The 22,404-nt window shown below is 44.5% G+C and carries 16 protein-coding genes; 4 read left to right on the top strand and 12 right to left on the bottom strand.

The window, feature by feature from the left end; translation table 11 throughout:
* The first annotated feature begins 203 nt into the window (after nt 1-203).
* The gene (locus tag ABIC84_RS22355; protein WP_429264988.1) at nt 204-5,579 is read left to right on the top strand and encodes a PKD-like domain-containing protein; all 5,376 of its coding nucleotides are present in this window, start codon (nt 204-206) and stop codon (nt 5,577-5,579) included.
* Between the two features lie 21 nt (nt 5,580-5,600).
* Here the strand turns inward: ABIC84_RS22355 and ABIC84_RS22350 are convergent, their stop codons facing one another.
* Genes ABIC84_RS22350 through ABIC84_RS22340 form a run of 3 tightly spaced genes read right to left on the bottom strand, consistent with a single transcriptional unit; the run spans nt 5,601 to nt 9,404 of the window.
* Nucleotides 5,601-6,470: a hypothetical protein gene (locus ABIC84_RS22350; protein WP_429264987.1), complete on the bottom strand. Its 870-nt coding sequence runs from the start codon at nt 6,468-6,470 to the stop codon at nt 5,601-5,603.
* Nucleotides 6,471-6,481: 11 nt separating this feature from the next.
* Nucleotides 6,482-7,255 (bottom strand): GDSL-type esterase/lipase family protein, encoded by a 774-nt coding sequence (locus ABIC84_RS22345; protein ID WP_429264986.1) that lies wholly within the window; start codon nt 7,253-7,255, stop codon nt 6,482-6,484.
* Between the two features lie 31 nt (nt 7,256-7,286).
* A complete protein-coding gene (locus ABIC84_RS22340; RefSeq protein WP_429264985.1) occupies nt 7,287-9,404 on the bottom strand; it encodes a prolyl oligopeptidase family serine peptidase in 2,118 nt (705 codons plus the stop codon).
* 342 nt (nt 9,405-9,746) lie between these two features.
* On the opposite strand from ABIC84_RS22340, the gene ABIC84_RS22335 reads away from it, so the two are divergent.
* Entirely contained in the window at nt 9,747-10,502 is a 756-nt protein-coding gene (locus tag ABIC84_RS22335; protein WP_426583809.1) for an outer membrane beta-barrel protein, read from the top strand.
* A 123-nt stretch (nt 10,503-10,625) separates the two neighbouring features.
* Here ABIC84_RS22335 and ABIC84_RS22330 read toward each other — a convergent pair whose 3' ends face one another.
* Together ABIC84_RS22330 and ABIC84_RS22325 are read right to left on the bottom strand one after the other, a co-directional pair.
* Nucleotides 10,626-10,973, bottom strand: a complete 348-nt coding sequence (locus ABIC84_RS22330; protein ID WP_426583810.1) for a hypothetical protein — start codon at nt 10,971-10,973, stop codon at nt 10,626-10,628.
* An 11-nt stretch (nt 10,974-10,984) separates the two neighbouring features.
* Nucleotides 10,985-11,227 (bottom strand): hypothetical protein, encoded by a 243-nt coding sequence (locus ABIC84_RS22325; protein ID WP_426583811.1) that lies wholly within the window; start codon nt 11,225-11,227, stop codon nt 10,985-10,987.
* A gap of 115 nt (nt 11,228-11,342) precedes the next feature.
* Here ABIC84_RS22325 and ABIC84_RS22320 point away from each other — a divergent pair, with 115 nt between their 5' ends.
* Both ABIC84_RS22320 and prfA read left to right on the top strand, forming a co-directional pair.
* Nucleotides 11,343-12,089, top strand: a complete 747-nt coding sequence (locus ABIC84_RS22320) for a UDP-2,3-diacylglucosamine diphosphatase (protein WP_429264984.1) — start codon at nt 11,343-11,345, stop codon at nt 12,087-12,089.
* Nucleotides 12,090-12,422: 333 nt separating this feature from the next.
* Entirely contained in the window at nt 12,423-13,496 is a 1,074-nt protein-coding gene (gene prfA / locus ABIC84_RS22315) for a peptide chain release factor 1 (RefSeq protein ID WP_091167385.1), read from the top strand.
* A 202-nt stretch (nt 13,497-13,698) separates the two neighbouring features.
* Here the strand turns inward: prfA and ABIC84_RS22310 are convergent, their stop codons facing one another.
* The 7 genes from ABIC84_RS22310 to ABIC84_RS22280 form a co-directional block, all read right to left on the bottom strand.
* A complete protein-coding gene (locus ABIC84_RS22310; RefSeq protein WP_129567962.1) occupies nt 13,699-15,972 on the bottom strand; it encodes a Tex family protein in 2,274 nt (757 codons plus the stop codon).
* A 257-nt stretch (nt 15,973-16,229) separates the two neighbouring features.
* Entirely contained in the window at nt 16,230-17,576 is a 1,347-nt protein-coding gene (locus ABIC84_RS22305; RefSeq protein WP_429264983.1) for a DUF58 domain-containing protein, read from the bottom strand.
* Nucleotides 17,577-17,584: 8 nt separating this feature from the next.
* Nucleotides 17,585-18,562, bottom strand: a complete 978-nt coding sequence (locus ABIC84_RS22300; RefSeq protein ID WP_090534833.1) for an AAA family ATPase — start codon at nt 18,560-18,562, stop codon at nt 17,585-17,587.
* Between the two features lie 2 nt (nt 18,563-18,564).
* Entirely contained in the window at nt 18,565-19,746 is a 1,182-nt protein-coding gene (locus tag ABIC84_RS22295; protein WP_429264982.1) for a DUF4350 domain-containing protein, read from the bottom strand.
* Nucleotides 19,743-20,507, bottom strand: coding sequence for a DUF4129 domain-containing protein (locus tag ABIC84_RS22290; RefSeq protein WP_429264981.1), 765 nt, complete (start codon nt 20,505-20,507; stop codon nt 19,743-19,745). The genes ABIC84_RS22295 and ABIC84_RS22290 overlap by 4 nt, the downstream gene beginning before the upstream one ends.
* A 7-nt stretch (nt 20,508-20,514) precedes the next feature.
* Nucleotides 20,515-21,387, bottom strand: coding sequence for a hypothetical protein (locus tag ABIC84_RS22285; RefSeq protein WP_090534838.1), 873 nt, complete (start codon nt 21,385-21,387; stop codon nt 20,515-20,517).
* Nucleotides 21,388-22,350, bottom strand: a complete 963-nt coding sequence (locus tag ABIC84_RS22280; protein ID WP_429264980.1) for a stage II sporulation protein M — start codon at nt 22,348-22,350, stop codon at nt 21,388-21,390.
* Nucleotides 22,351-22,404 lie beyond the last annotated feature (54 nt).

Raw genomic sequence — 22,404 nt, 5'->3', positions numbered from 1 at the left:
GAAATAATTTCACCAGGGTTTCATTGTTCATTTTATTGACGTTTTATCAAACCTATTTTTAGTATTTTACGTAAAAAGGCGCACATCATTGCCGGGTTGGTATAAAATGACAGTATTGTTTGCCAATCTTAAAACTGTGCTCAATAAGGGGAGTTGTTAAAATGAGCCGCTTGCAGCCACATTTATTGAGTATAAAGAGACTTATGAAGAACATTAATAAGCCGTTGCTTGTACTATTCCTGTTGGTTATTTGTTCATTAGCAGGGTATAGTCAAGTTTGTACATTGAATGTAACTATATCCTCAACAGCTAATACGATATGTTCGGGAAAGACTATAACATTAACCGCTAATCTATCAGGTGGTACAGGCCCGTTCACGTATATCTGGAATACCGGTGAAAATACGCCATCTATTGATGTAAACAAAGCCGGAACGTATACGGTAACGGTTAGTGATAAAACCCCGGGCTGCCAGCCAAAAGCTACCAGTATTCAGATTACTGCTTTAGCTTCTCCAAACCCGCCTACGGTTGCTAATCAGGTTGTTTGCCCCAACACTTCAGCAACATTAACAGCAACGGCCCCCGGAGGAACTTACCAATGGTACGATGCTGATGGCAATTTCCTGTTTACAGGTAATCCATATGTAACAGGCCCAATTACCCAGGGCACCGTTTTTTATGTGGAAACAACAGTAGGCAGCTGTACCAGTACGCGAAGCTCGGTTGTTGTTAACGTAACAGGCAGGCCGGGCATCCAGGCAGATCCGGTGTGTTATGGTACCCCCGCAACGTTAATAGCCTCGGGTGCCGACAGTTATGCATGGTATGCGAATTCCTCGGGAACAGGAACTCCATTGAGCAACGATGCAACCTATATAACACCTCCATTATTTACAAATACAACTTATTATCTTTTTACAGTAATTAAAGGTTGTGCCAGCTCCGGTATACCTGTAGTTGCCCGAATCAATGCGCCACCCGCGGTTCCTGTACTCCCCGCCGGTGGCTACAGCACTTGTTCCGGATCGGCTATTACGCTGCATGCTGATGCCTCGGGGGTAGCGGAGTGGTTTGATGTGCCTTCAGGGGGCACGCCGTTAATTTCAAGCCCGGACTATACAACACCGGTGCTCACCTCTGCGGTAACTTATTATGTGCAAACACGGGTAGGCGATTGCACAAGCGACCGTATTGCGGTGCCGGTATCTGTAACGCCAATACCGTCCGCGCCACCTTCGCAGTCACCGTCTGCCTGTTATGGCACCGGTATTACCTTAACTGCCGATCCATCGCCTACCGGCACATATAACTGGTATACAGCAGCCACAGGTGGCAGTTCGGTTGGTACCGGCAATACTTTTCAAACCCCGGCTTTAACAAGTAATAAAACTTATTATGTTGAGCATACTACAGGCGGTTGCACAAGCGAACGTACCCCGATAACAATTACTGTTACCCCTGCTCCGGATGCACCGGTTGTGCCCGACGGGCCTGTAATTTGTAATGGAGCAACAGCCTCTTTAACAGCAACGTCGGCACAAGGCGGAAGTTTTCAATGGTTTACCGCAGCCACCGGCGGTACCTCTATATTTTCGGGCGATACATTTACAACTCCCGCTTTAACAGCCACCACAACTTATTATGTTCAAACCACGGTAGGAACATGTATCAGCGAGAGGTCGGCAATTACTGTGACTGTTCTTGATCCGATCCCTGCGCCTGCTGTGCAACCGGTTCCGGCAATATGTGCCGGTACAGCGGCCACACTTACAGCAACAGGCTCGCCCGATGACTATGAATGGTATGACCAGGCCACCGGCGGCAACCTGTTAATAACCGGCAATACCTATGTTACGCCCGAGCTGACAGCAAATACCACATATTACGTACAAAGTACAGCCAATGGCTGCAGCAGTCCACGTACTGCGATAACCGTGCAGGTTAACCCGCCGCCTGCCGCTCCAACGGTTAATGGAACAGCAACGGTATGCCCAGGCAATCCGGCCAATTTGAGCGTAGCGGCTTCGGGTACAACCATTCAATGGTATACTAATGCTACAGGTGGTACACCGGTGCATACCGGCAACACTTATACTACCGATCCTTTGTTTACGCAAACCACTTTTTATGCCGAGGCCGTTAATGGCACATGTGTTAGTCCGCGTACCGCTTTCACAGTATCAATAACTCCGGTTATTGACCCCCAGTTCCGGTATCTTTCGGGCACGATATGTACTTCAGGAAGTAATGTTAAACCCACTATTTATAATCCGGCCGGAGGTACTTTTTCGTCGGCACCGGGGCTTGTTTTTGTGAGTAATACTACCGGCGAGATCAATGTGGCGGCAAGTATACCCGGAAAATATACCATTACCTTTACCTATGGGGGCTCATGCCCGGGAACGGCCAGCCAAAGCATATCCATAGTAACAACACCGGATGCTACTTTCAAATATGATGGTCCGTTTTGTACTAATGTGAAAAACCCGCTGCCCGTTTTTGGGGCAGGCGCCAGTGCCGGTGTTTTTAGTGAACCAACGGGTGATTTAGTATTTAAAAATGCCAGCACCGGCGAGATAGATCTGGAACAAAGCAAGGCCGGAACATATACTATAACTAATACCATAGCTGCAAGCAGCGGTTGTGCTCAAAGTATTGCCACCAGCCAGGTGAGTATTTACTATAGGGTGATAATTAGCGCAGGGCCCGATCAAACAGTATCACCGGGTGTACCGGTACAATTGGCCGGGGTTATTACAGGAGGAACTACAACAGGAAAATGGACAGGTGGCGCGGGAACATTCTCCGACCCAACAAAGAAGGATGCTGTTTACACCCCGGCCCCCGGCGAAAAAACCGCCACACTTACTTTAACTTCTGATGATCCTGTTGGCCCTTGCAACTTTAGGACGAGTACGGTAACAATTAATATAAACCCGGTGCCTGCAGCTCCAACCGCCCCCGGTAAATCTGTTTGTACAGGCAGTACAACCAACCTCGTAGCTACAGCGCCGGGCGGCACATACCGCTGGTATAGCGATGCTACCGGTGGAACACCTCTTAAAGTTGGCCCGATATTTACTACCCCGCCAATACTAAACGATATTACTTATTATGTTGCGACAACTGTGGGCGGTATTACCAGTGCGCGTACCCCTGTTTTGGTTAAGGCTATACCCCCTCCGTCAGCACCTACGGTTGGCACCAATAACACAGCAACGGTTTGTGAAGGCCAATCTGCTATACTTACCGCAAGCGGCTCAACGGGTACTTATACCTGGTACAATGTTCCTGTTGGTGGCACTCCCATAAGCCAAAGTAACCCGTTTACTACTGCTCCATTAACCATCAACAGAACTTATTATGTAGAAACTAAGGTTAATGACTGTATTAGTGAGCGCACTAAAGTTGAGGTAACGGTTACTCCCGCTCCACAGGTAATAAGCAGCGCCACAGGCGATCCGATATGCAGCGGTACCGCGCTAAATTACGCGATCACTGCCGACCAGCCCGGTACCACTTTTTCATGGGACCGCCCTGCTGTTGCCGGCATCAGTAATCCAGCGGTAACGGGGCAAACATCCAGCTCAATTACCGAAACACTGTTAAATAACGATGCAAACGGCGCGGCTGTTGACGTGGCTTATAAAATAACACCATATTTAAACGGTTGCCCCGGGCCTGTATTTACATACACAGTAAAGGTAAATGCCACCCCTGTGGTTAAAAGCGCTCCGCCTGGCCCAGTTTGTAATGGTACAAGCACCAATTATGAGGTTAAATTTAACACCCCGGCAACAAGCTTTACATGGGGCAGGGAGGCCGTTCCGGGTATCAGCAATGCTGCTGTAGCGGGCCAGGCGTCACCTGTTATAAAAGAGGTGCTTTATAATACTACCAATGAGCCTGTTGAAGTTACCTATATGTTTAATTTTAAAACGGGCGACTGTGCGGGAGTTCCGTATCCGCTTAAGGTAACGGTTAACCCGGGAGCGTTAATCACCAATCCGCCGCCGCTGTCGTCTGTTATGTGTAACAACACCCCACTTGGGCTTACTTTAACATCCAATATATCTACGGCTACGTTTTTATGGAGCAGGTCGGCTGTTACCGGCATCAGCAATGCCGCGGTTACCGATCAAACCGCTAACCCTATTAATGAAGCCCTGGTTAATACTACAACAAACCCTATCCAGGTTTCTTACACCATAACACCTGTAGCATTTGGCTGTCCGGGCACTCCAGTTAAATATACGGTAACTGTAAGGCCCCAGACATTAAAAATAGAAGGGCACAGCAACAGCCCCGTTTGCGAAGGCAATGATATTATACTGCAAACCCAGCCTATAGCGGGTGCAACATATTTATGGACCGGCCCCAATAATTTCAGATCGGAAAGCCAAAGCCCAAGTGTAACTATTCCAAAAGCTACAGCCGCTAACGCGGGTCCTTATAATTTGTATCTGATAATTAATCAATGCCCGGGCGAGCCATATATGGTGCCGGTTGAAGTACACAGTATCCCAATTGTTGACGCGGGAGGCCCGCAAACTGTTTGTGTCAGGGTTCCGTACATACAGCTTGATGGCAGCGTACAAAGTGCTACCGGCACAGGGACCTGGACCGGGGGGACGCCCAATGGCTTCTCCAAGCAGGATGATCCCAAAGCACGATATACTCCGACAACGGCAGAAAGGAATGCGGGATCGATTACCTTAACCCTTACATCAACCGGGAAGGATGATTGTACGCCGGTATCCAAGGATGTTACAATTACCTTTGCGCCAAGCCCTGGTGCCGATGCCGGACCGCCAAGCATCGATAATGTTTGTGTCCAGAGCCCAATGGTGCCGCTGAGCGGACAGGTATTTTCCGGAACTACAGTAAAATGGACATCGGCATCGGGATTGGGGCGATTTATCCCTTCGGATGATGTACTTAATCCAAGCTTTCAGCCAGATCCTATTGATATTGCCAACGGCTCGGTTAAATTAACGCTTACCGCAACCCAGGCCGATGATTGTCATACGCCCACTGATGACATCACCATTAATTTTGTTCCGCCGCCAACAGTGCAGGCAGATGCAGCCGGCGATACAAGATATGTTTTAAAAGGGCATACCATTACTTTAAACCCGGTGGTAGGCACCGAAAACGTAAGCTATGAATGGACTCCGGCCACCGGTCTGGATAACCCTACAGCTAAAAACCCTGTAGTAACCGGCGATCAGGATATAATTTACAAACTTAAAATCACTGATAAATCAAACGGCTGTGTGAACGAAAGCCAGGTTGCAGTTAAGGTTTCGCCGGTAATAAACATTAGCAACACCTTTACACCAAATGGTGATGGGGTAAATGACTTTTGGGAAATTAAAGGCTTAGTAGCATATGAAAATTCTACCGTTGATGTTTACAACCGTTACGGGCAACTTTTATTTCATTCTGTTGGATATCCTAAGCCCTGGGATGGCGCTTATCAGGGAAAACCGCTACCGTCCGGTACTTACTACTATATAGTAAATACAAAGATGAATAATATTGTTATTTCGGGCTATGTGGTGATTTTGCGGTGATGGAATGAATTAACAAACAATTTAATGAGTCACCGACGCTTGATTGTTAACCAATAAGTTTTCAGCCGCCCTGATACTGCATTTTTGATATTTTACATAAGCCGCAACTGCCCGCTTCCGAATGCTTGATTGCGATTCGTTATTGACATAGCCTGTTATAGCATCATGAAGAGTGTAGGCCTCGGGGCACATGAGCCCGGTTGTTAAAAGCAGGGGATTAGTTTTGGCAGCATTAATAAAATCGCCAAAATATTTTTTGCTGATACAGGCCAAAATGATGCAATCCCGGGTTTTGCTATCTGCATTTTTAAATTCGTTGGGTAGTTTGAAGTCCATCAGCCCATCATGACCAATATAAGCCAGCAATTGGGCATTGCCATTAATGCCTATAACCCGTCTGTTATAATGTATGGTATCCTTTAATTGGCCCGCGCAACTGAATAAAAAATCTTCGGTAGTTTTTTCAATAGCCTGGCCATCCCAGGCATCGGCTACTAAATAAACGTTTTTTGTGCGATGCCGAAAGATGAGCCTTTCCAATATTATTGCGCCCCTTTTTTGTTTTTTAAGCAATTGCCAGTCTTTACTTTTTTTAAAATAGGCGCGCACACCGTTATCGCAGCCCCAATATAAATTGGTTTCGGGATCCTGACCATTTCCAATTGCGGGCGGCACAGGTACTATTCCCTGATATTTATTATCGCAAAGGGCAACAAAAACATGGATTACTTTAAAAGCGGTATCAGTATAAGCAATGGTTTTGAATTTGGGCACTGCTGCATGGCTGCTACCAGTTTGGGCAGGCTGTTTTACAGATGGTTTGCACGAGCAAATGAATAAACATATCGATACCGTAAAAATCCGGATCTTGATATGTGCTATGTAACTCATCGCCTGTGTATTTAAAAATAACGCTTTATTATTTTATTGATAGCCATCCCCCAAAACTGCCCTAAAGCCTCAGCGCCCTTTTTATTGGGGTGGAGATAAAAAGTACCTTGCTTACCATTCTCCGGGATGAGATCAGTTAAATGATTTTTTTCGAAGTAGGCGAACGCTTTGGTGTCGCCCACAAAAACCTGTTTGGGATTTGTTGATGCATATTTTTTTACAAGCGCATCTATCATCGGCACATAACTCTGCAATCTGCTCAGGCCTTCCTGCAAATATTTGGAGCCATTATAGGTGTTAGGGCTATACCATAACGGGTGCTGGAAAATGATAACCGCTTTTGGGAAATCGGCTAAAAGCTTGTCAGCTATGGTCTTTAAATTTTTTTGATAATCTTCGGGCGATACGGGTGCGCCATGCGGCCCTTGTATGGCACTGTCATTTGTACCAAGTTTTATCGAAAATATCAGCAGCGCGTTCTTAGTTGTAAAAGCGCTGGCAGCTTCTTCAACTTTGGCAAGAGTGCCGGTACCGGGTAAAAAATCAAGTGTAGTATAACCACTATGCCCCTGGTTGCTGAAGCTTACCGTATCAAGGTTCTTTTGTTTTTGCAGATAAGCTGCTGCTGTGGCCGGTGGCGCTTCAGTTGCCGGATCGGCCAACTGTACGCCCTGGGTTATGCTGTTGCCTATGAATACAATGTTTAAATTTGGTTTTTTATGCTGCGCGAATGTTATTGCCGAAGCAACGAATAACAGAACAACAGCAAACAGGTATTTTTTCATTTATAAATTGAGTATTGAAATTAAAAAATCGTTACCATTTTATACCCATATTCCAAAACATGAAAGCCCATTTATCAACCTGGCCGTTTATTAACTGGGCTGTACTTTGGCCTGCCCCATGACCGGCATTGGTTTCAATACGGATAAGTATTGGTGCCGCTCCCTGCTGGTATTCCTGCAGGCGGGCAGCGAATTTAAAGGAGTGGGCAGGCACTACACGGTCGTCATGATCGGCAGTGGTAACCATGGTTGCCGGGTAAATACCCGGTTTAAGGGCATGATAAGGTGAATAGTTATAAAGATATTTAAACATCTGCTCCGAATCTTCAGCAGTGCCGTAATCATAGCTCCATCCGGCCCCGGCGGTAAATTTGTTATACCGGAGCATATCCATTACACCAACAGCGGGGAAAGCTACTTTAAACAAGTCGGGACGCTGGGTTAACATGGCGCCGATAAGCAAGCCGCCGTTTGAGCCACCCGAAACCGCGAGATAATCTTTCGAGGTATATTTGTTTTTGATAAGATATTCGGCGGCTGCAATAAAATCATCAAATACGTTTTGTTTTTTTAGCTTGATGCCTTTGCGGTGCCAGGTTTCGCCGTACTCGCCGCCCCCGCGCAGGTTAGGTACAGCGTAAATGCCCCCATGCTCAAGCAATACGATGTTTGATGTACTGAAAGCCGGGGTTAGGCTAACACCGAAACCTCCGTAAGCGTACAGCAAAGTTGGATTTTGACCGTTTAGTACCGTCCCTTTTTTATAGGTGATGATCATCGGGATCTTTGTTTTATCCTTCGAGGTATAAAACACCTGTTTTGATTCATATTGCTCAGGATCAAACTTTGCACCCGATTTTTTATAGACCGCCGAAGTACCGGTTTCAATATCCAGTTTAAAAATGGTGGGCGGATATATATAGTTGGTAAAAGTGTAATAGGTAACCTTCTCCTCCTTTTTTGTGCCGAAACCCGACGCGGAGCCTATTGATGGCAACTGGATAGTACGTTCAAGTTTGCCATCCATATTATATTGCTGGATCAGCGAGGTGGCATCCTGCAGGTATTCAGCAAAAATTTTACCTCCGCCGGTAGTGGCGCTTAATACGTTTTTAGTTTCGGGGATGAGGTTTTTCCAGTGGGTGATACCCGGCTCGGCGGCATCAACAGTAACTATTTTAAAATTGGGCGAGTAGATATTGGTGAGAATATAAAGCTTGCTCCCCACATTATCCAAAACGCTGTGCTGGTTGTCAAAGTTATTTACAACGTTAATGATCTGGCTGCCGGATTTACTTAAGTCCTGGATGTAAAGCTCGTTGCCGGTTGTTGAAGTGGCGGCAGTGATCACCAGAAAACGTTCATCTTCGGTAAGATAAGCGCCTATGTAACGGCGGGGGATTTTATCACCGCCGAAGATCAGCTTATCGGCACTTTGAGGTGTGCCCAGCTTATGGTAATAAAGTTTATGAAACTGTGTCATTCCCGAAAGCTGGCTGCCTTCTGTCGGCTTATCATAGCTACTGTAATAAAAGCCATCAGTGCCATGCCATGCCAGTCCGCTAAATTTTACGTCTTTTAAAGTGTCGCCAACAACAGTTTTATCTTCGGTGTTAATAACGATGACCTTGCGCCAGTCCGAACCGCCTTCAGAGATCTGGTAGGCTGCCAGCTCACCGTTTTTGCTAAACTCGATGCCTTGTAAAGAGGTAGTACCATCGGCAGAGAATTTATTGGGATCAAGGAAAACTTCGGGCGCGCCGTTATCGCCCAACTGGCGGTACAATACATTCTGGCTTTGCAGCCCGTCGTTTTTATAAAAGTAAATGTATTTACCTTCCTTAAAGGGGGCGCTATATTTTTCGTAGTTCCATAAAAACTCCAGGCGCTTATGAATGTCGGTCCGGTACGGGATCTGATCGAGATAGTTGAACGTTACCTTATTTTCGTCCTGTACCCAGGCTTTGGTGTCATCGGCATGGTCATTCTCCAGCCAGCGGTAGGGATCGGGCACCTGTGTGCCAAAATAGGTATCAACAACATCAACTTTTTTTGTTTTGGGGTATGGAAGTGTTTTTATAGTCATTTGTGCATGTGTATAGCTGCAAAATAAAACAGCTAACGCTAATAAACAGAACGTTTTTGTCATGGTTGTTTAAATTACAGGCAACTAAAGATAGCCATTCGGGTTACATTGCCGCAAGGCAATAACGGTTCAAAAGGTTAAAAGTTGTTAATTTTGCACCCGGTTGCTGTTTAATTGCCAGTAGCAGGCTATATTAGCGGCGTGAAAAAACTGCTGTAAAATAAGGGCAAGTTATTAAAAGCTAACCCCTTTAATTTTTTGCAGCTGATACCCGGTGTGATTTTTAACCAGAAAGCGGAGCCTGTTATCAACGAAGTATCAATAATAATGCGTTTTTTTACACGTTTGCTTTGCGGTTAAGGATGCAGCGGCAACTTACGGTAATACAGTTACATAATAACAAACATGAAACAAACCCTTACTTTTTTTACAGCAGGCCTTTTAATGCTGCTGGCATTTACTTCAAAAGCTCAGGATACCAACGATAAAGATGACGAAACCAAAGTAAAACTTAAACCTTATGTTGGCTTAGGTATGGGTATTTCTTATCCGTTAAGCGATTTCCAAAAGGTGGATTATAAGAATAATAAATCGGGCTTTGCAAACAAGGGCGTTACCTTCCAGCTTGACGGAGCATATTACATCTACAGAAATTTTGGTATCGGCTACACTTTCTCATACCAGGACCAAAGCAATTTTTCATATGATGACGACCTGATACTATCGCAGGGCTATACAACCGATTTTAAAGCCGACCAGGGAACTGTTACCGCTGATAAACGTTACCGTAGCTTTAACCTGTTAGTAGGCCCGCAATATACCTTTGTATGGCGAAGCCTGTCATTTGATTTAAGGGCATCGGCAGGTGCTATAAAAAGCCAAACATCACCGCAGTTAACCATTAGTGTTACCGGCGTTGACGCGCAAAGCGGCAGCATTACACAGCAAAGTGCCAAAGGCTATGCTTTTGCATATGGAGGCAGCGCGGCTATCAGGTTGGATATGGGTGCCGGCTGGGGATTATCGCTTAAAGGTAATTATGTTAAATCGCAGGGATATGATGTAACAACAACCGGGCGTACGCTTAATGTAGGCCGTTTAGTCACCAAACAGCCAATTACCGAAGGACAAATTGTATTTGGCTTATACAAAGCTTTTTAATTGAAGCTAAAGGCGAAATGCATAAAGCTTAAGGCTAAAAAACCTTAATAAGATTATTCTCTTATAAACAAGAAAAGCAGATCAACGATCTGCTTTTCTTGTTTATAAGGCATTGATAGCTTATTAGTTAACCGTGATCTGCTCTGGTTTATCGGCTACAATTTCGGGCTGACCTTTAAAAAACTCAAATGTGCCGGTTGCGCATACGTGTTTTCCTTTTATGACAGATAGGTCAAGCTTTATTGTGCTGCCTTTTACAGCTATGGTATATTTTTGCCTTGGGTAAGCTGCGCCCATGTTCAAAAGGGTAAGCGTGTCGCTCACTGCTTTGTACGAGTAAACGGTATCGCACAATGTGCCTGTTTTGCCTATATTGGCTTTAAAATCGGCCATGGTAAAGCCTTTTGACTGTGCAGATGCCTTGCCGGCAAAAACAACCATGATCAATGCCGGCAGTAATATTTTTTTCATTGCTTAATATATCAGTGCTTTGGCGATTGCTGGTCTTCGTCTTTTTTATCCGGAGCAGGGGCATAGCCATCTTCAAAATTTAAAGTAAACGCTGATTCTGATGCCCGGGAGGCCGCGTTCAGTCCGGCTACATCCGGTTCGCTGTTATCAATTATTTCGTTACCGGTGTCCTGGCCTTCATTCTGCTCATATTCATTGCCGGGGTCTTTATCTTCCTGCGCATCGTCAAGATTTGGGTTTTCGGGGATTGCCATAATTTTAATGTTTAATGTATGCTGAATAACCACTAAGATACGGCGTTGTTTGTTGGTTATTGTGTAACAATCTTTATCTTTTCTGTTTGGCTGTTAAAACGTATTTTTGCCGGATATGCCGGTTCGCGACAAACTCTATTTTGCTTCTGATGTTCATTTAGGCACGGGCACATATGCCTCAAGCCGCCAACGCGAAGATATAATAGTGCGCTGGCTCGACAGTATTAAGCATGATGCCGCCGAACTATTCCTGGTTGGCGATGTTTTCGACTTCTGGTTTGAATACAAAACCGTAGTGCCCAAAGGCTACATCCGTTTTCTTGGCAAACTTGCTGAACTTGCCGATGCCGGTGTAAAGCTTTACCTGTTTAAAGGCAACCACGATATGTGGATGTTTGATTATTTTGTAAATGAACTGGGCGCAACTATTATCAGCAACGAATTAAAAATTGAGCGCGGCGGCAAAAAATTCTTCATTCATCATGGCGATGGGCTTGGTCCGGGGGATAACTTTTACAAGTTTTTAAAAGGTTTTTTCAGGAGCCGGTTTTGCCAGTGGCTGTTTGCACGCATTCACCCAAACCTTGGCGTGGGGATAGCCAATAAATGGAGCCGCCACAGCCGGGATACCAATGCAAAAAAAGAAAACCCCAAACCGGGGGAGCAGGAATGGCTGGTAAATTTTTGCCGTGAAGAATTAAAGATCAATTTTTACGACTACCTTGTTTTTGGCCATCGCCATATACCGCTTGATATTCAAATAACCCCTCAAAGCCGTTATATTAACCTTGGCGAATGGATTTCATATTTTTCTTATGCCGTTTTTGATGGCAAGGAACTGAAGTTGGAATATTTTGTTTAGTTCATGGTTCATGGTTAATAGATCATGGTTCATGGTTTTTGATTGGTCTAATTGATATTGATAGGGTGGCTTTGCTATGATCCATGAACTATGATCTATAAGCCGAGCTACCTATGTCCCTAAACTATGATCCATAGGTGGCGCTCTATGATCCATGAACCATCATCTATAAACTAAGAAAAACAACTTACAATCCGCTGAATTAAAATATGCAGTAAAATGCGTACTTTTGTGCACTTTTTTGCAGCAAGCCTGTAAGCCGCCCGAAACATTAAATATTTCATAAGCCGGTTCAATATCAAACAGTTTTAGCTGCATCATTATTTATAAAATATGTTAGATAAATTAGAGCTGATATACGAGCGCTGGAAAAATGTTGAAGGTGAGCTAAGCAATCCTGAGGTAATGCAGGATATGAAGCGTTTTGCCCAGTTGAATAAAGAATATAAAGACCTTGCCAAAATTGTTGACGAGTATCATATATACCGCAACATTATGAGCAATATCGAAACCAATAAAGAGATCCTTGCTACCGAAAAAGATGAGGAGTTTCGTGAGATGGCCAAAATGGAACTTGACGAACTGCTTGCTCAACAGGAAGTAAAGGAAGAAGAAATTCGTCTGATGTTGATCCCTAAAGATCCTGAAGATTCGAAAAATGCTATTGTGGAGATCCGTGGCGGCACCGGCGGTGATGAAGCTGCTCTTTTTGCAGGTGACCTTTACCGCATGTATATGCGCTATTGCGAAAAACGCGGCTGGCGTACCGAACTGGTGGATTATACCGAAGGCACCAGCGGAGGTTATAAAGAGATCGTTTTTAACGTAAACGCCGAAGACGCTTACGGGACCCTGAAATATGAATCGGGCGTACACCGCGTACAACGTGTGCCTGATACCGAAACACAAGGCCGTGTACATACTTCAGCAGCTTCGGTGGTTGTATTGCCCGAAGTTGATGAGTTTGATATCGACCTGCAGGTTAGTGATATCCGTAAAGATCTGTTCTGCGCTTCAGGCCCGGGTGGACAGTCGGTAAATACTACGTATTCGGCAGTAAGGTTAACCCACATCCCTACAGGTATTGTTGCCCAGTGCCAGGACCAGAAATCACAATTAAAAAACTACGATAAGGCTTTACAGGTACTGCGTTCGAGAGTGTATGAAATGGAGCTGCAAAAGCACCTGGAAGAAACATCTAAAAAACGTAAAACCATGGTATCAACTGGCGATAGGTCGGCTAAGGTACGTACCTATAACTATCCTCAGGGACGTTTAACTGAGCACCGTATCGGACTGACTATTTACAACCTGCCTGGCGTATTAAACGGCGACCTGCAGGAGATCCTTGAATCGCTTCAGTTTGCAGAGAATGCTGAGAAGCTGAAAGAAGGGACAGTAGCGTAAAATTCGGTTAGATAATATTGAAAAGGTCCCCAATCGGTAGGTTGGGGACCTTTTTTGTTCAACCAGAATTAAAAATTATATCGAACAAAAAGAAGCGTCATTGCGAGGTACGAAGCAATCTCAAACTATACAGGGCGGACCTGCAAATCGGGGATTGCTTCGTACCTGGCAATGACGCTTTTAGATCATAAGAGAGGATAGCTTACAACTTAAACTTACCTTTCAACGCAGCCAGCTTCAAGGCCATATCGGTTTCCGGTTCTTTTTCAACCCTTTTATTAAAGTTGGGCTTGTTGTTATTGCCTTGCGGACGGCGGTCATCGTTCCTGCGCTGGTTCGGTTCGCTTTTGTCGTTCTCTTTCATGGATAGGGCAATGCGCTTGCGGTTCACATCAACCTCGGTAACAGTTACCTCAACCTTTTGATGTACTTTCAATACTTCATTAGGGTCTTTAATGTAGCGATTGGTGATCTGGCTCAGGTGAACAAGGCCATCCTGGTGAACGCCGATATCAACAAAAGCACCAAAGGCTGTAATGTTGGTGACGATGCCCGGCAGCTTCATGCCAACTTTCAGATCGCCGATGGCATTTACACCTTCTGTAAAGCTGAAAGCTTCAAACTGCTCGCGCGGGTCCCGGCCCGGTTTGGCAAGTTCGGCCATGATATCATTCAGGGTTGGTAAACCAACGGTTTCGGAAACATATTTTTGCAGCGGAATGCTTTTGCGCAGGGTTGGATTGCTCATCAGGTCTTTCACCGTACACTTCATATCAGTAGCCATTTGTTCAAGCAAGCCATAACGCTCCGGGTGAACCGCACTGGTATCCAACGGGTTTTCGGCATTGTGGATACGGAGGAACCCTGCTGCCTGCTCAAATGCCTTATCACCCAAACGCGGAACTTTTTTCAGTTGCTCGCGGCGTTTAAAAGCGCCGTTCTGGTTGCGGTATTCTACAATGTTCTGTGCCAATTGCGGACCAAGGCCTGATACATAAGCCAGGATCTGTTTTGAAGCTGTGTTTAGCTCAACCCCCACTGCGTTCACCGCGCTAATCACAGTGTCATCTAAAGAGGTTTGCAGCTTGTTTTGGTCAACATCGTGCTGGTACTGACCTACGCCAATCGATTTTGGGTCGATCTTTACCAGCTCGGCCAGTGGGTCCATCAAACGGCGACCGATAGATACGGCCCCTCTTACGGTGACATCATAATCCGGAAACTCTTCCCTTGCCACTTCAGATGCCGAATAGATAGAAGCACCGCTTTCATTAACCATTACAATAGTCACGCCCGGTAAATTCAGGTTGCGAACAAATACTTCTGTTTCGCGGCCCGCGGTGCCGTTGCCAATAGCAATAGCCTCGATATTATATTTCTGGAACAGATGCTGTACCGTTTTCTCAGCTTCGCGGGCCTGGCCTGCGCCCGTGTGTGGATAAACAGTGGTATTTTCAAGCAGTTTGCCCTGTTCATCCAAACAAACCAGTTTACAACCGGTACGAAAACCCGGGTCAAGCGCCATTACACGTTTTTGACCAAGTGGCGCGCTCAGCAATAGCTGGCGGGCATTCTCGGCAAATACGCGGATCGCTTCCTCGTCGGCTTTCTTTTTGGTAAGCAGGCGCACCTCTGTTTCCATCGATGGTTTTAACAGGCGTTTGTAGCCATCGGTGATAGCCAGGCGGATTTGTCCGGCAGCCGGGTTGTTTGCCTTGATAACTGAATTTTCCAATATCTCCAGTGCATCATCTTCTTCAGGTTTCAGGTCGAGCCATAGGATCTCTTCCTTTTCGCCGCGGCGCATGGCTAATACGCGGTGCGATGGCGCTGTTTTAACAGGCTCAGTCCATTCAAAATAGTCTTTGTACTTAATGCCTGCCTCTTCTTTGCCTTCAACCACTCTTGATGCAAAAGTGCCTTTCTCTACAAACAGCTCACGGATTTTGGTCCGTATTTCAGCATTTTCGGCTATGGTTTCGGCAATGATATCTCTTGCACCGGCTAAAGCTTCTTCAACGCTGGCTACGCCTTTTTCATCGCTGATGTATTCGGCAGCTATCAGTTCGGGGTCGATATTTTTTTGTTCCAATAAAACATCGGCCAATGGCTGCAGGCCTTTTTCGCGGGCTGTAGTAGCGCGGGTTTTGCGTTTTGGGCGGTACGGAAGATAAAGATCTTCCAAAGTAACCATTGTTTCTGCTTCGTTGATCTGTTTTTCAAGCTCTGGCGTTAGTTTGCCCATATCTGTAAGCGATTTCAGGATAGCCTCGCGGCGTTTATCCAGTTCGCGCAGTTGCTGTACACGATCACGAATAGTGGCAACCTGTACCTCATCCAAACTGCCGGTAAGTTCTTTACGGTAACGGGAAATAAACGGAACAGTAGCTCCTTCATCAAGCAAGCCTACCGTAGCGGTAACCTGCTTTTCAGCTACAGAAAGCTCTGCAGCTATTATTTTATAATGAATACTCATAATCAAAATTCGGACTGCGAAGTTGAGGGAATAGGCTTACAATTCAAAAAAAGATTGCTAACAAAAAGTTGAAAGTTTTGATTGGGCTATTGTTGGCAATGTAAATATAGGGTACATTTTGTTAGCAGGCAGTTTAATTGTCTCTGCGCGGACTAAACTACCTGATGTTAAAAATGCTGATCTTTTCTTTAAGTTACAAAATGCAATAAAGCGCAATGGGTAATTGCATAATGACAATTCGCGAAATGCATGGTCATCTATATCTTTTGCTTCGCTTTTATTTCCAGGTAGCGGTTTACTGTGTTTATGGTAAGATTTTGGGGAGATGTCAGTATCGACTGGATGCCGTGACTGGCCAGCTCTTTAACCATCAGCTTTTTATCGTAAGCAAACTTTTCGGCAATAGTTTTTATGTAGATGCCTTCAACATCTTTGGCAGGCTGTTCGCTCAGTACCTTTAACTCGGTATTTTCAAAGAAAACCACCAACAGCAAATGAAATTTAGCTATCCTGCGTAAAAATGGTAATTGCCGTTGTAATGCCGAAAGGCTTTCATAATTGGTAAAGAACACCACCAAACTGCGCTGTTTTAGTACCCTGCGTGTTGTAACATAAAGGGCCTCCATATTGGTTTCCAGATATCGGGTTTTTTCCTTGTATAAAACCTCCATTATCTTATTAAGCTGCGCATAATTCTTATCGGCAGGCACTATAGAACCTATTTTTTCGCCTACAGTTATTAAACCCGCTTTATCTTCTTTAAGCAGGGCTACGTTTGATAGCACAAGGCTTGCGTTAATGGCATAGTCCAATAAACTTAACCCTTCAAAAGGCATCCGCATAACCCGCGATTTATCAATGATGCAATAAACGTGCTGCGATTTTTCGTCGGTATAGGAGTTTACCATCAGGTCGCCCCGCCGGGCTGTGGCCTTCCAGTTTATGGTGCGATAGTCATCGCCCGGAACATAGGATTTTACCTGTTCAAACTCCATACTGTGGCCAATCCTCCTGATTTTCTTAATGCCTATCTCGGTGAGCCGGTTTGATATAGCCATCAGTTCATACTTACGCATTTGTAAAAACGAAGGATAAACGGGCAAAGCCTCAGCCTGCTCAAAATTGTAACGTTTAGATACCAGACCAATAGCCGATCGCACAAAAACCCGGATAAAGCCAAACTCATATTCGCCCCGGCGGGTTGGCCTCAGTATGTAATTAATCTGCTTACGTTCGCCGGGGGCAAGGGTTGTAGCAAACCAAATATCACGTTTCTGAAACTGTGCGGGGATCTCATCTATAATTCCGGTGTTAATCCTGAAACTATACCGGTTTTCGATATAAATACTAAGTTCGTTTTCGTCGCTGTTGCTCAAGCGCTCGGGGGCAAGGCGTTTGGCAAACACGCCATCTGCAACACGGTAAAGTATAAACAGATCGGCAATTAATAATGCCAATAAGGCGTAAAACGCGATGTCGGGCACAATGCCCAGCCAGGGGAAGAAAAACGAAAGTAAATACAATACCACACAGGCAGCAACCGCGCCGAATAAACGGTTAGTTAAAAACAAGTTGGTATAAAATAGTCGGAATAGTTTTTTCACGCGCTTTACTATCGTGGCACTTCAATTTTTTGTATTACCTGGGTTATCACCTCGTCGGGCGTTACGCCTTCCATCTCCTTATCAGGCGTTAACATAATACGATGGCGCAGCACAGGAGCGGCAACATAAATAATATCATCGGGGGTAACAAAATCACGCCCCCTTGTTGCAGCAAGCGCTTTGGCTCCATTAACAATAGCCAGCGACGCACGTGGCGAGCCTCCTAGCTGCAGGGATTTGCTGTTACGTGTTTCGTGGATAATTTTAGCTGTAAACTCCAGGATCTTATCTTCTACATGCAGGGCCCTCACCTGGTTGCGCAACTGGTTGATATCCGCAGCGGCGAGTAAAGGTTGTACCTGGCTTAGCTGATCGGTTGTTTTTTGCTGATGCTGACGACTAAGGATAGTTATTTCCTCTTCGAGCGTTGGATATTTCACTTCTATCTTAAACAAAAACCTATCCAGCTGGGCTTCAGGCAGGCGGTAGGTACCTTCCTGCTCAACCGGGTTCTGTGTTGCAAAAACGGTAAAAGGCTCTTCCATTTTGTAACGGTGCCCATCAATAGTAAGCTGTCGCTCCTCCATTACCTCAAACAAGGCCGACTGTGTTTTTGCTGGTGCACGGTTGATCTCATCTATCAGGATGATATTACCGAAAATAGGCCCTTGTTTAAATTCAAACTCGGTTGTTTTAGGGTTAAAAACAGAGGTTCCCAGGATATCCGATGGCATCAGATCGGGTGTGAACTGAATACGGGAGTACCGGGCATCTATAGTTTTGGCAATAAGCTTTGCGGTAAGTGTTTTGGCAACGCCCGGCACACCTTCAATCAGGATATGCCCATCGGCCAGGATCCCCGCAATAAGCAAATCGATTGAATCATGCTGACCTACGATGATGGTTGCCAGTGTGGCTTTTATTTGCTCAACAGCAGTGCTTAATTTAGATAGATCGGTACGTTGTTCAAAAAATTCGTTTTCCATATTTATCTGGATTGGATATAAAATTGTTCAATAAGTTGGTTAAGCCTGATGAGCTCTTGATCTGTTACAATGTCATGAGTACTGATGAAGATAAATGCACCGGACAATTCACGGGCGAGGTCTTCGGTTGCACCGGTACGGTTAACCAGTTCTTCTACAAATTCGGGACCTGCCCGGTTTGCTTTTATTCGGTAGGTTTCGCGTATAAAAGCCCAGAAATACTGCATTTTTTTCCGGGCGATGTTAATGTTGTCCCTTCGTTCATAGTATACCTGCCCCACTACGTTCACGAAATCAACAGTTGAGTTTTCGAGCGGATTAATAATTGGGATAATGCGCTGACGTCTTTTCGCCTCATATAGCACAAATATCAGCAAGCTAAACAACGCCAGATAGTAAGCCGCTTTCAACTGCGCATTCCCAAGGAATACCCTCATCGGCGAGTCATTCTCACCGGTACCCTGGGTATAATATTCATCCCAAACTATCTCCGGCGTTCTCTTTACCATGGATAAAGCAGTAGAAGCCCACTCGGCCCCCTGCGGCTTCAACAAGCTGTAGTTAGTGAACATACCCGGGTTGGGCGTTAAATACAGGTTGCCTTTCCCCATCGGATACTTCAGTAAGTTGGCCTTATGGTCGTCCGTTTCACCTATAACTATTGCGTGTGCGGTATCAAATTTATCGTAATAGCCTGCCGTTAAACCTTTATCAACAAAATAATTCACCTCGGGCGACAGGGCCGGGTTTACAAAATGCATTAACGTATGAGCAGTTCCATTAACCGCAAATTTATTAGTGATGCTTATTTTAAGTTCCTTTTCAAAATCGGCCCCTAAAAATCCGGCGGCAATAAAAACATCGTTACCGGCAGTTATATATTGCTTAAGCTGTTTAAAATCGGGCTTGGTAATATTGAGCCCTCCTGCTATGATAATATAGGATGAACCCTTAATGGAATCTTCGGTAATAGTATTGTAAATGGCCTGGCGTTTAGTTTTGATCGCAGCACCGGGAAAAATATCCCGGGCACGCTCATAAAGTACCCGCGTACCATAAGGAATTTTATCAGTATTGCTGAACGTAGGCGTCCAGTTAATATCCCTGGGCTTATTCATGTTTGCCACTATGTAAACGGCAAACAATACTGTGGCTATTATAAAGTAAATCTTAAGGTCCTTCATAACAGCTGTTTTTTAAAGTTTTGAAACAACTGGTTTATATTGCCAAAAGCAGCACCATCTATGTTAAAACCGCCATACCATACATATTCAAACTGCCGGGTCAACGACACAAAAGACTGCCGTACGGATGGATTGTTTAATTCGTACACATATGCCGAATTGGTTTTTTCGGGCAGCCATTGGATAAGACCGTTATCACTGAGCTGTTTTAAACTCCGCAGATAAAGCAGGCGAACAGCCAGCCGGTAGTTATGATTTGAAATTGCCTTTTCAATCTCCTCATCAAAATTAATTTCGTGGATATTCTCTGCCGATTCGGTATAGGCCAGCGGTGTTTTACGAGACTTGCCCAGTAACAGGTTGCCCATATCCATACCCAAAAGTTTCATGATGAAGAAAATGATAGCACCTACAGCCAGCATCAAAAAGAAGTACTTTAAAAAAGTTCCAAAGCCGGGGCTTATGCTTAAGCTGCCAAATAAGGTACGCCAAAACCACATCCAAAACCTATCCCAGAACGACAGCTCATTACCTATACTTTTGTCGTTATACTGATATTCCTTGTCGGCCCGGTATTTATCAAGCGCGTTTTCGTTAAAACGGCGTACGTTAACCTTCGAGCTATCCATACGCAAAACCGGGGGCTTTTTTTTAGCAACGGTATCTGTTTTTAAGGGGATAGCCTGTCCGCCAACTTTAGCCGCCGCCGGCTCGAGGGCAAAGCACAACAGAATGAACAGGATTAGTATCGGTTTAGGCATAACTCAATTAGTATTGTTCGGCAGGCAGATCGTCGGCTTTATCGGCATGTGTGCCAAATGCTTCTATACGCTCTAAGATCCCGGTCCCGTCTTTTCTTTCCTGGAGGCTAAAATAACACAAGGCAATGGCTATGGTTGGAATAGCATAAGTAAGTAGTAAAATATTTTGAAGCATACTGAAAAATATCACTGCTGCTATTGAAAGATATTTAAAAGAAACGAGGATCCGCAATGAGGCAACAAGCATTAAAGGTATACTGGCAATTGAATTACTTACACTTACTATCAGCGAGCAAACAAATATGATCCCAAAAACCATCCACCAGTGATCTTTTATAAGCCGGAAGCCTTTATTGAATGAGTATCCAAATGAGGCATTCTCCATGATCATGGTAGGCAAAATAAGGTAAAATATCGGCGTAAGATATATGCCTGGTATTATACAAAATAAAAAACCGAAAATGAGCAGGATGAATAATAAAAGACCACTCCCTAATGAACGGAAAAAGTAATATTTAAAATAACCCCAAACGTCTTGCGCCGTTGGTTTATCTCCTTTTTTTTCAAGATAAACCGCGACAAAACACAGGGTGGTAAGGTATATAAAAAATTGCGCCAGCATCATCACGAAACCGTTTGCAGCAGCACTTATGCCCACTTTGAGGGTGCTGTTATAGTCGCCTTTAGCGCCTGGATCAAGACTGTCATAAACAGATAATTGTGAAAATGCAGTGGCAACAGTACCAACCAGCACAAAAAAGCCGCAGATAACGAGTAATGACGAAAAAAGCGGTTTGAAATTCTGTTTCAGGAAGGTGAATGTGTCATTTATTATTTCGCCAAAATCACGGATCCTCCTCAGTTCAATAATATATTTCATTTAATGATCGGTATTAATATAGTTTAGGTTTTTATTCAGTTTTGCAGGATAAAGCATCACATACCATATCATGAACAGTAATGATGAGGCTAATATAATAATACTTAACCAAACGGGCATTTCGGTATGGCGCGTTACAAAGCTTTCAAAAAATGCGGCTAATAATATGATGGGAATAAGGCCTACTGTAATTTTCAAGCCCTCAAGCGCCCCTTTTTTTAATGATTGCAGCCGGGTATACGTTTTGGGAAACAACAAACTGTTACCAAGCACTAAACCGGCACCACCGGCCACAATAAACGACGACATTTCAAGCGTACCATGGATCCAGATCACCAGTATGGATTGGATTCCCAGTCCTTTGCTGAAAAAATAATACTGAAATGAGCCAAGCATGACGCCGTTCATTAAACTGGCGTATAATGAACCAACAGAAAAAAATAAGCCCATCACAAAAAAGCGCAGTTCAACATAAACATTATTGATGGCTATCTGTAAAAACATCAGCCCCGAAGAACTGCTTTTATATACACCGAAAGGATCACCTTTCGCGATGTTATCATTGGTCATGTTCACATAATCATCGCCAAGGATAAGCCGTACAAAATGATTATCGTATTTGGCCGAAAGCACCCCCATACAGGTAAAAACCGCAAAGAAGATAAGCGAATACAATAACTGCCTGCGGTGCTGAAAAAAAAGCAGCGGCAGTTCATATCGCCAGAAAGCTGCAAACCTGTTACTTTTTTCCTTTTGATTTTTGTAGATATCCTGGTGAAACGTTGATGCAAGCCCGTTAAGGTACTTTGTTGTATTTGACTGCGGAAAGAAAGTTTTGGCGTATGCCAAATCATCAGTAATGGCTATAAATGCGGCAGCAAGCTCGTCCGGATCGGTTGGCTTATTGGTTTCATAGGCCTTCCATTTTTCGGTATTTTGTTTGATAAACAGCGCCTCACGCATTTTAAAAAGCAGGTTTTATTTTTTGTTAAAATACTCACAAATCTTTAATATGCA

The sequence above is a fragment of the Mucilaginibacter sp. 3215 genome (genome assembly GCF_050433785.1).
Taxonomy (GTDB): Bacteria; Bacteroidota; Bacteroidia; order Sphingobacteriales; family Sphingobacteriaceae; genus Mucilaginibacter.
This window is presented reverse-complemented; position numbering and strand designations above follow the sequence as displayed.

Coding starts and splice junctions, on each gene's coding strand:
- ABIC84_RS22335 (WP_426583809.1), top strand. CDS start 9,747: ATGAAACAAACCCTTACTTTTTTTACAGCAGGCCTTTTAATGCTGCTG.
- ABIC84_RS22355 (WP_429264988.1), top strand. CDS start 204: ATGAAGAACATTAATAAGCCGTTGCTTGTACTATTCCTGTTGGTTATT.
- ABIC84_RS22310 (WP_129567962.1), bottom strand. CDS start 15,972: ATGAGTATTCATTATAAAATAATAGCTGCAGAGCTTTCTGTAGCTGAA.
- ABIC84_RS22280 (WP_429264980.1), bottom strand. CDS start 22,350: ATGCGTGAGGCGCTGTTTATCAAACAAAATACCGAAAAATGGAAGGCC.
- ABIC84_RS22340 (WP_429264985.1), bottom strand. CDS start 9,404: ATGACAAAAACGTTCTGTTTATTAGCGTTAGCTGTTTTATTTTGCAGC.
- prfA (WP_091167385.1), top strand. CDS start 12,423: ATGTTAGATAAATTAGAGCTGATATACGAGCGCTGGAAAAATGTTGAA.
- ABIC84_RS22290 (WP_429264981.1), bottom strand. CDS start 20,507: ATGCCTAAACCGATACTAATCCTGTTCATTCTGTTGTGCTTTGCCCTC.
- ABIC84_RS22325 (WP_426583811.1), bottom strand. CDS start 11,227: ATGGCAATCCCCGAAAACCCAAATCTTGACGATGCGCAGGAAGATAAA.
- ABIC84_RS22330 (WP_426583810.1), bottom strand. CDS start 10,973: ATGAAAAAAATATTACTGCCGGCATTGATCATGGTTGTTTTTGCCGGC.
- ABIC84_RS22345 (WP_429264986.1), bottom strand. CDS start 7,255: ATGAAAAAATACCTGTTTGCTGTTGTTCTGTTATTCGTTGCTTCGGCA.
- ABIC84_RS22320 (WP_429264984.1), top strand. CDS start 11,343: ATGCCGGTTCGCGACAAACTCTATTTTGCTTCTGATGTTCATTTAGGC.
- ABIC84_RS22350 (WP_429264987.1), bottom strand. CDS start 6,470: ATGAGTTACATAGCACATATCAAGATCCGGATTTTTACGGTATCGATA.
- ABIC84_RS22300 (WP_090534833.1), bottom strand. CDS start 18,562: ATGGAAAACGAATTTTTTGAACAACGTACCGATCTATCTAAATTAAGC.
- ABIC84_RS22285 (WP_090534838.1), bottom strand. CDS start 21,387: ATGAAATATATTATTGAACTGAGGAGGATCCGTGATTTTGGCGAAATA.
- ABIC84_RS22295 (WP_429264982.1), bottom strand. CDS start 19,746: ATGAAGGACCTTAAGATTTACTTTATAATAGCCACAGTATTGTTTGCC.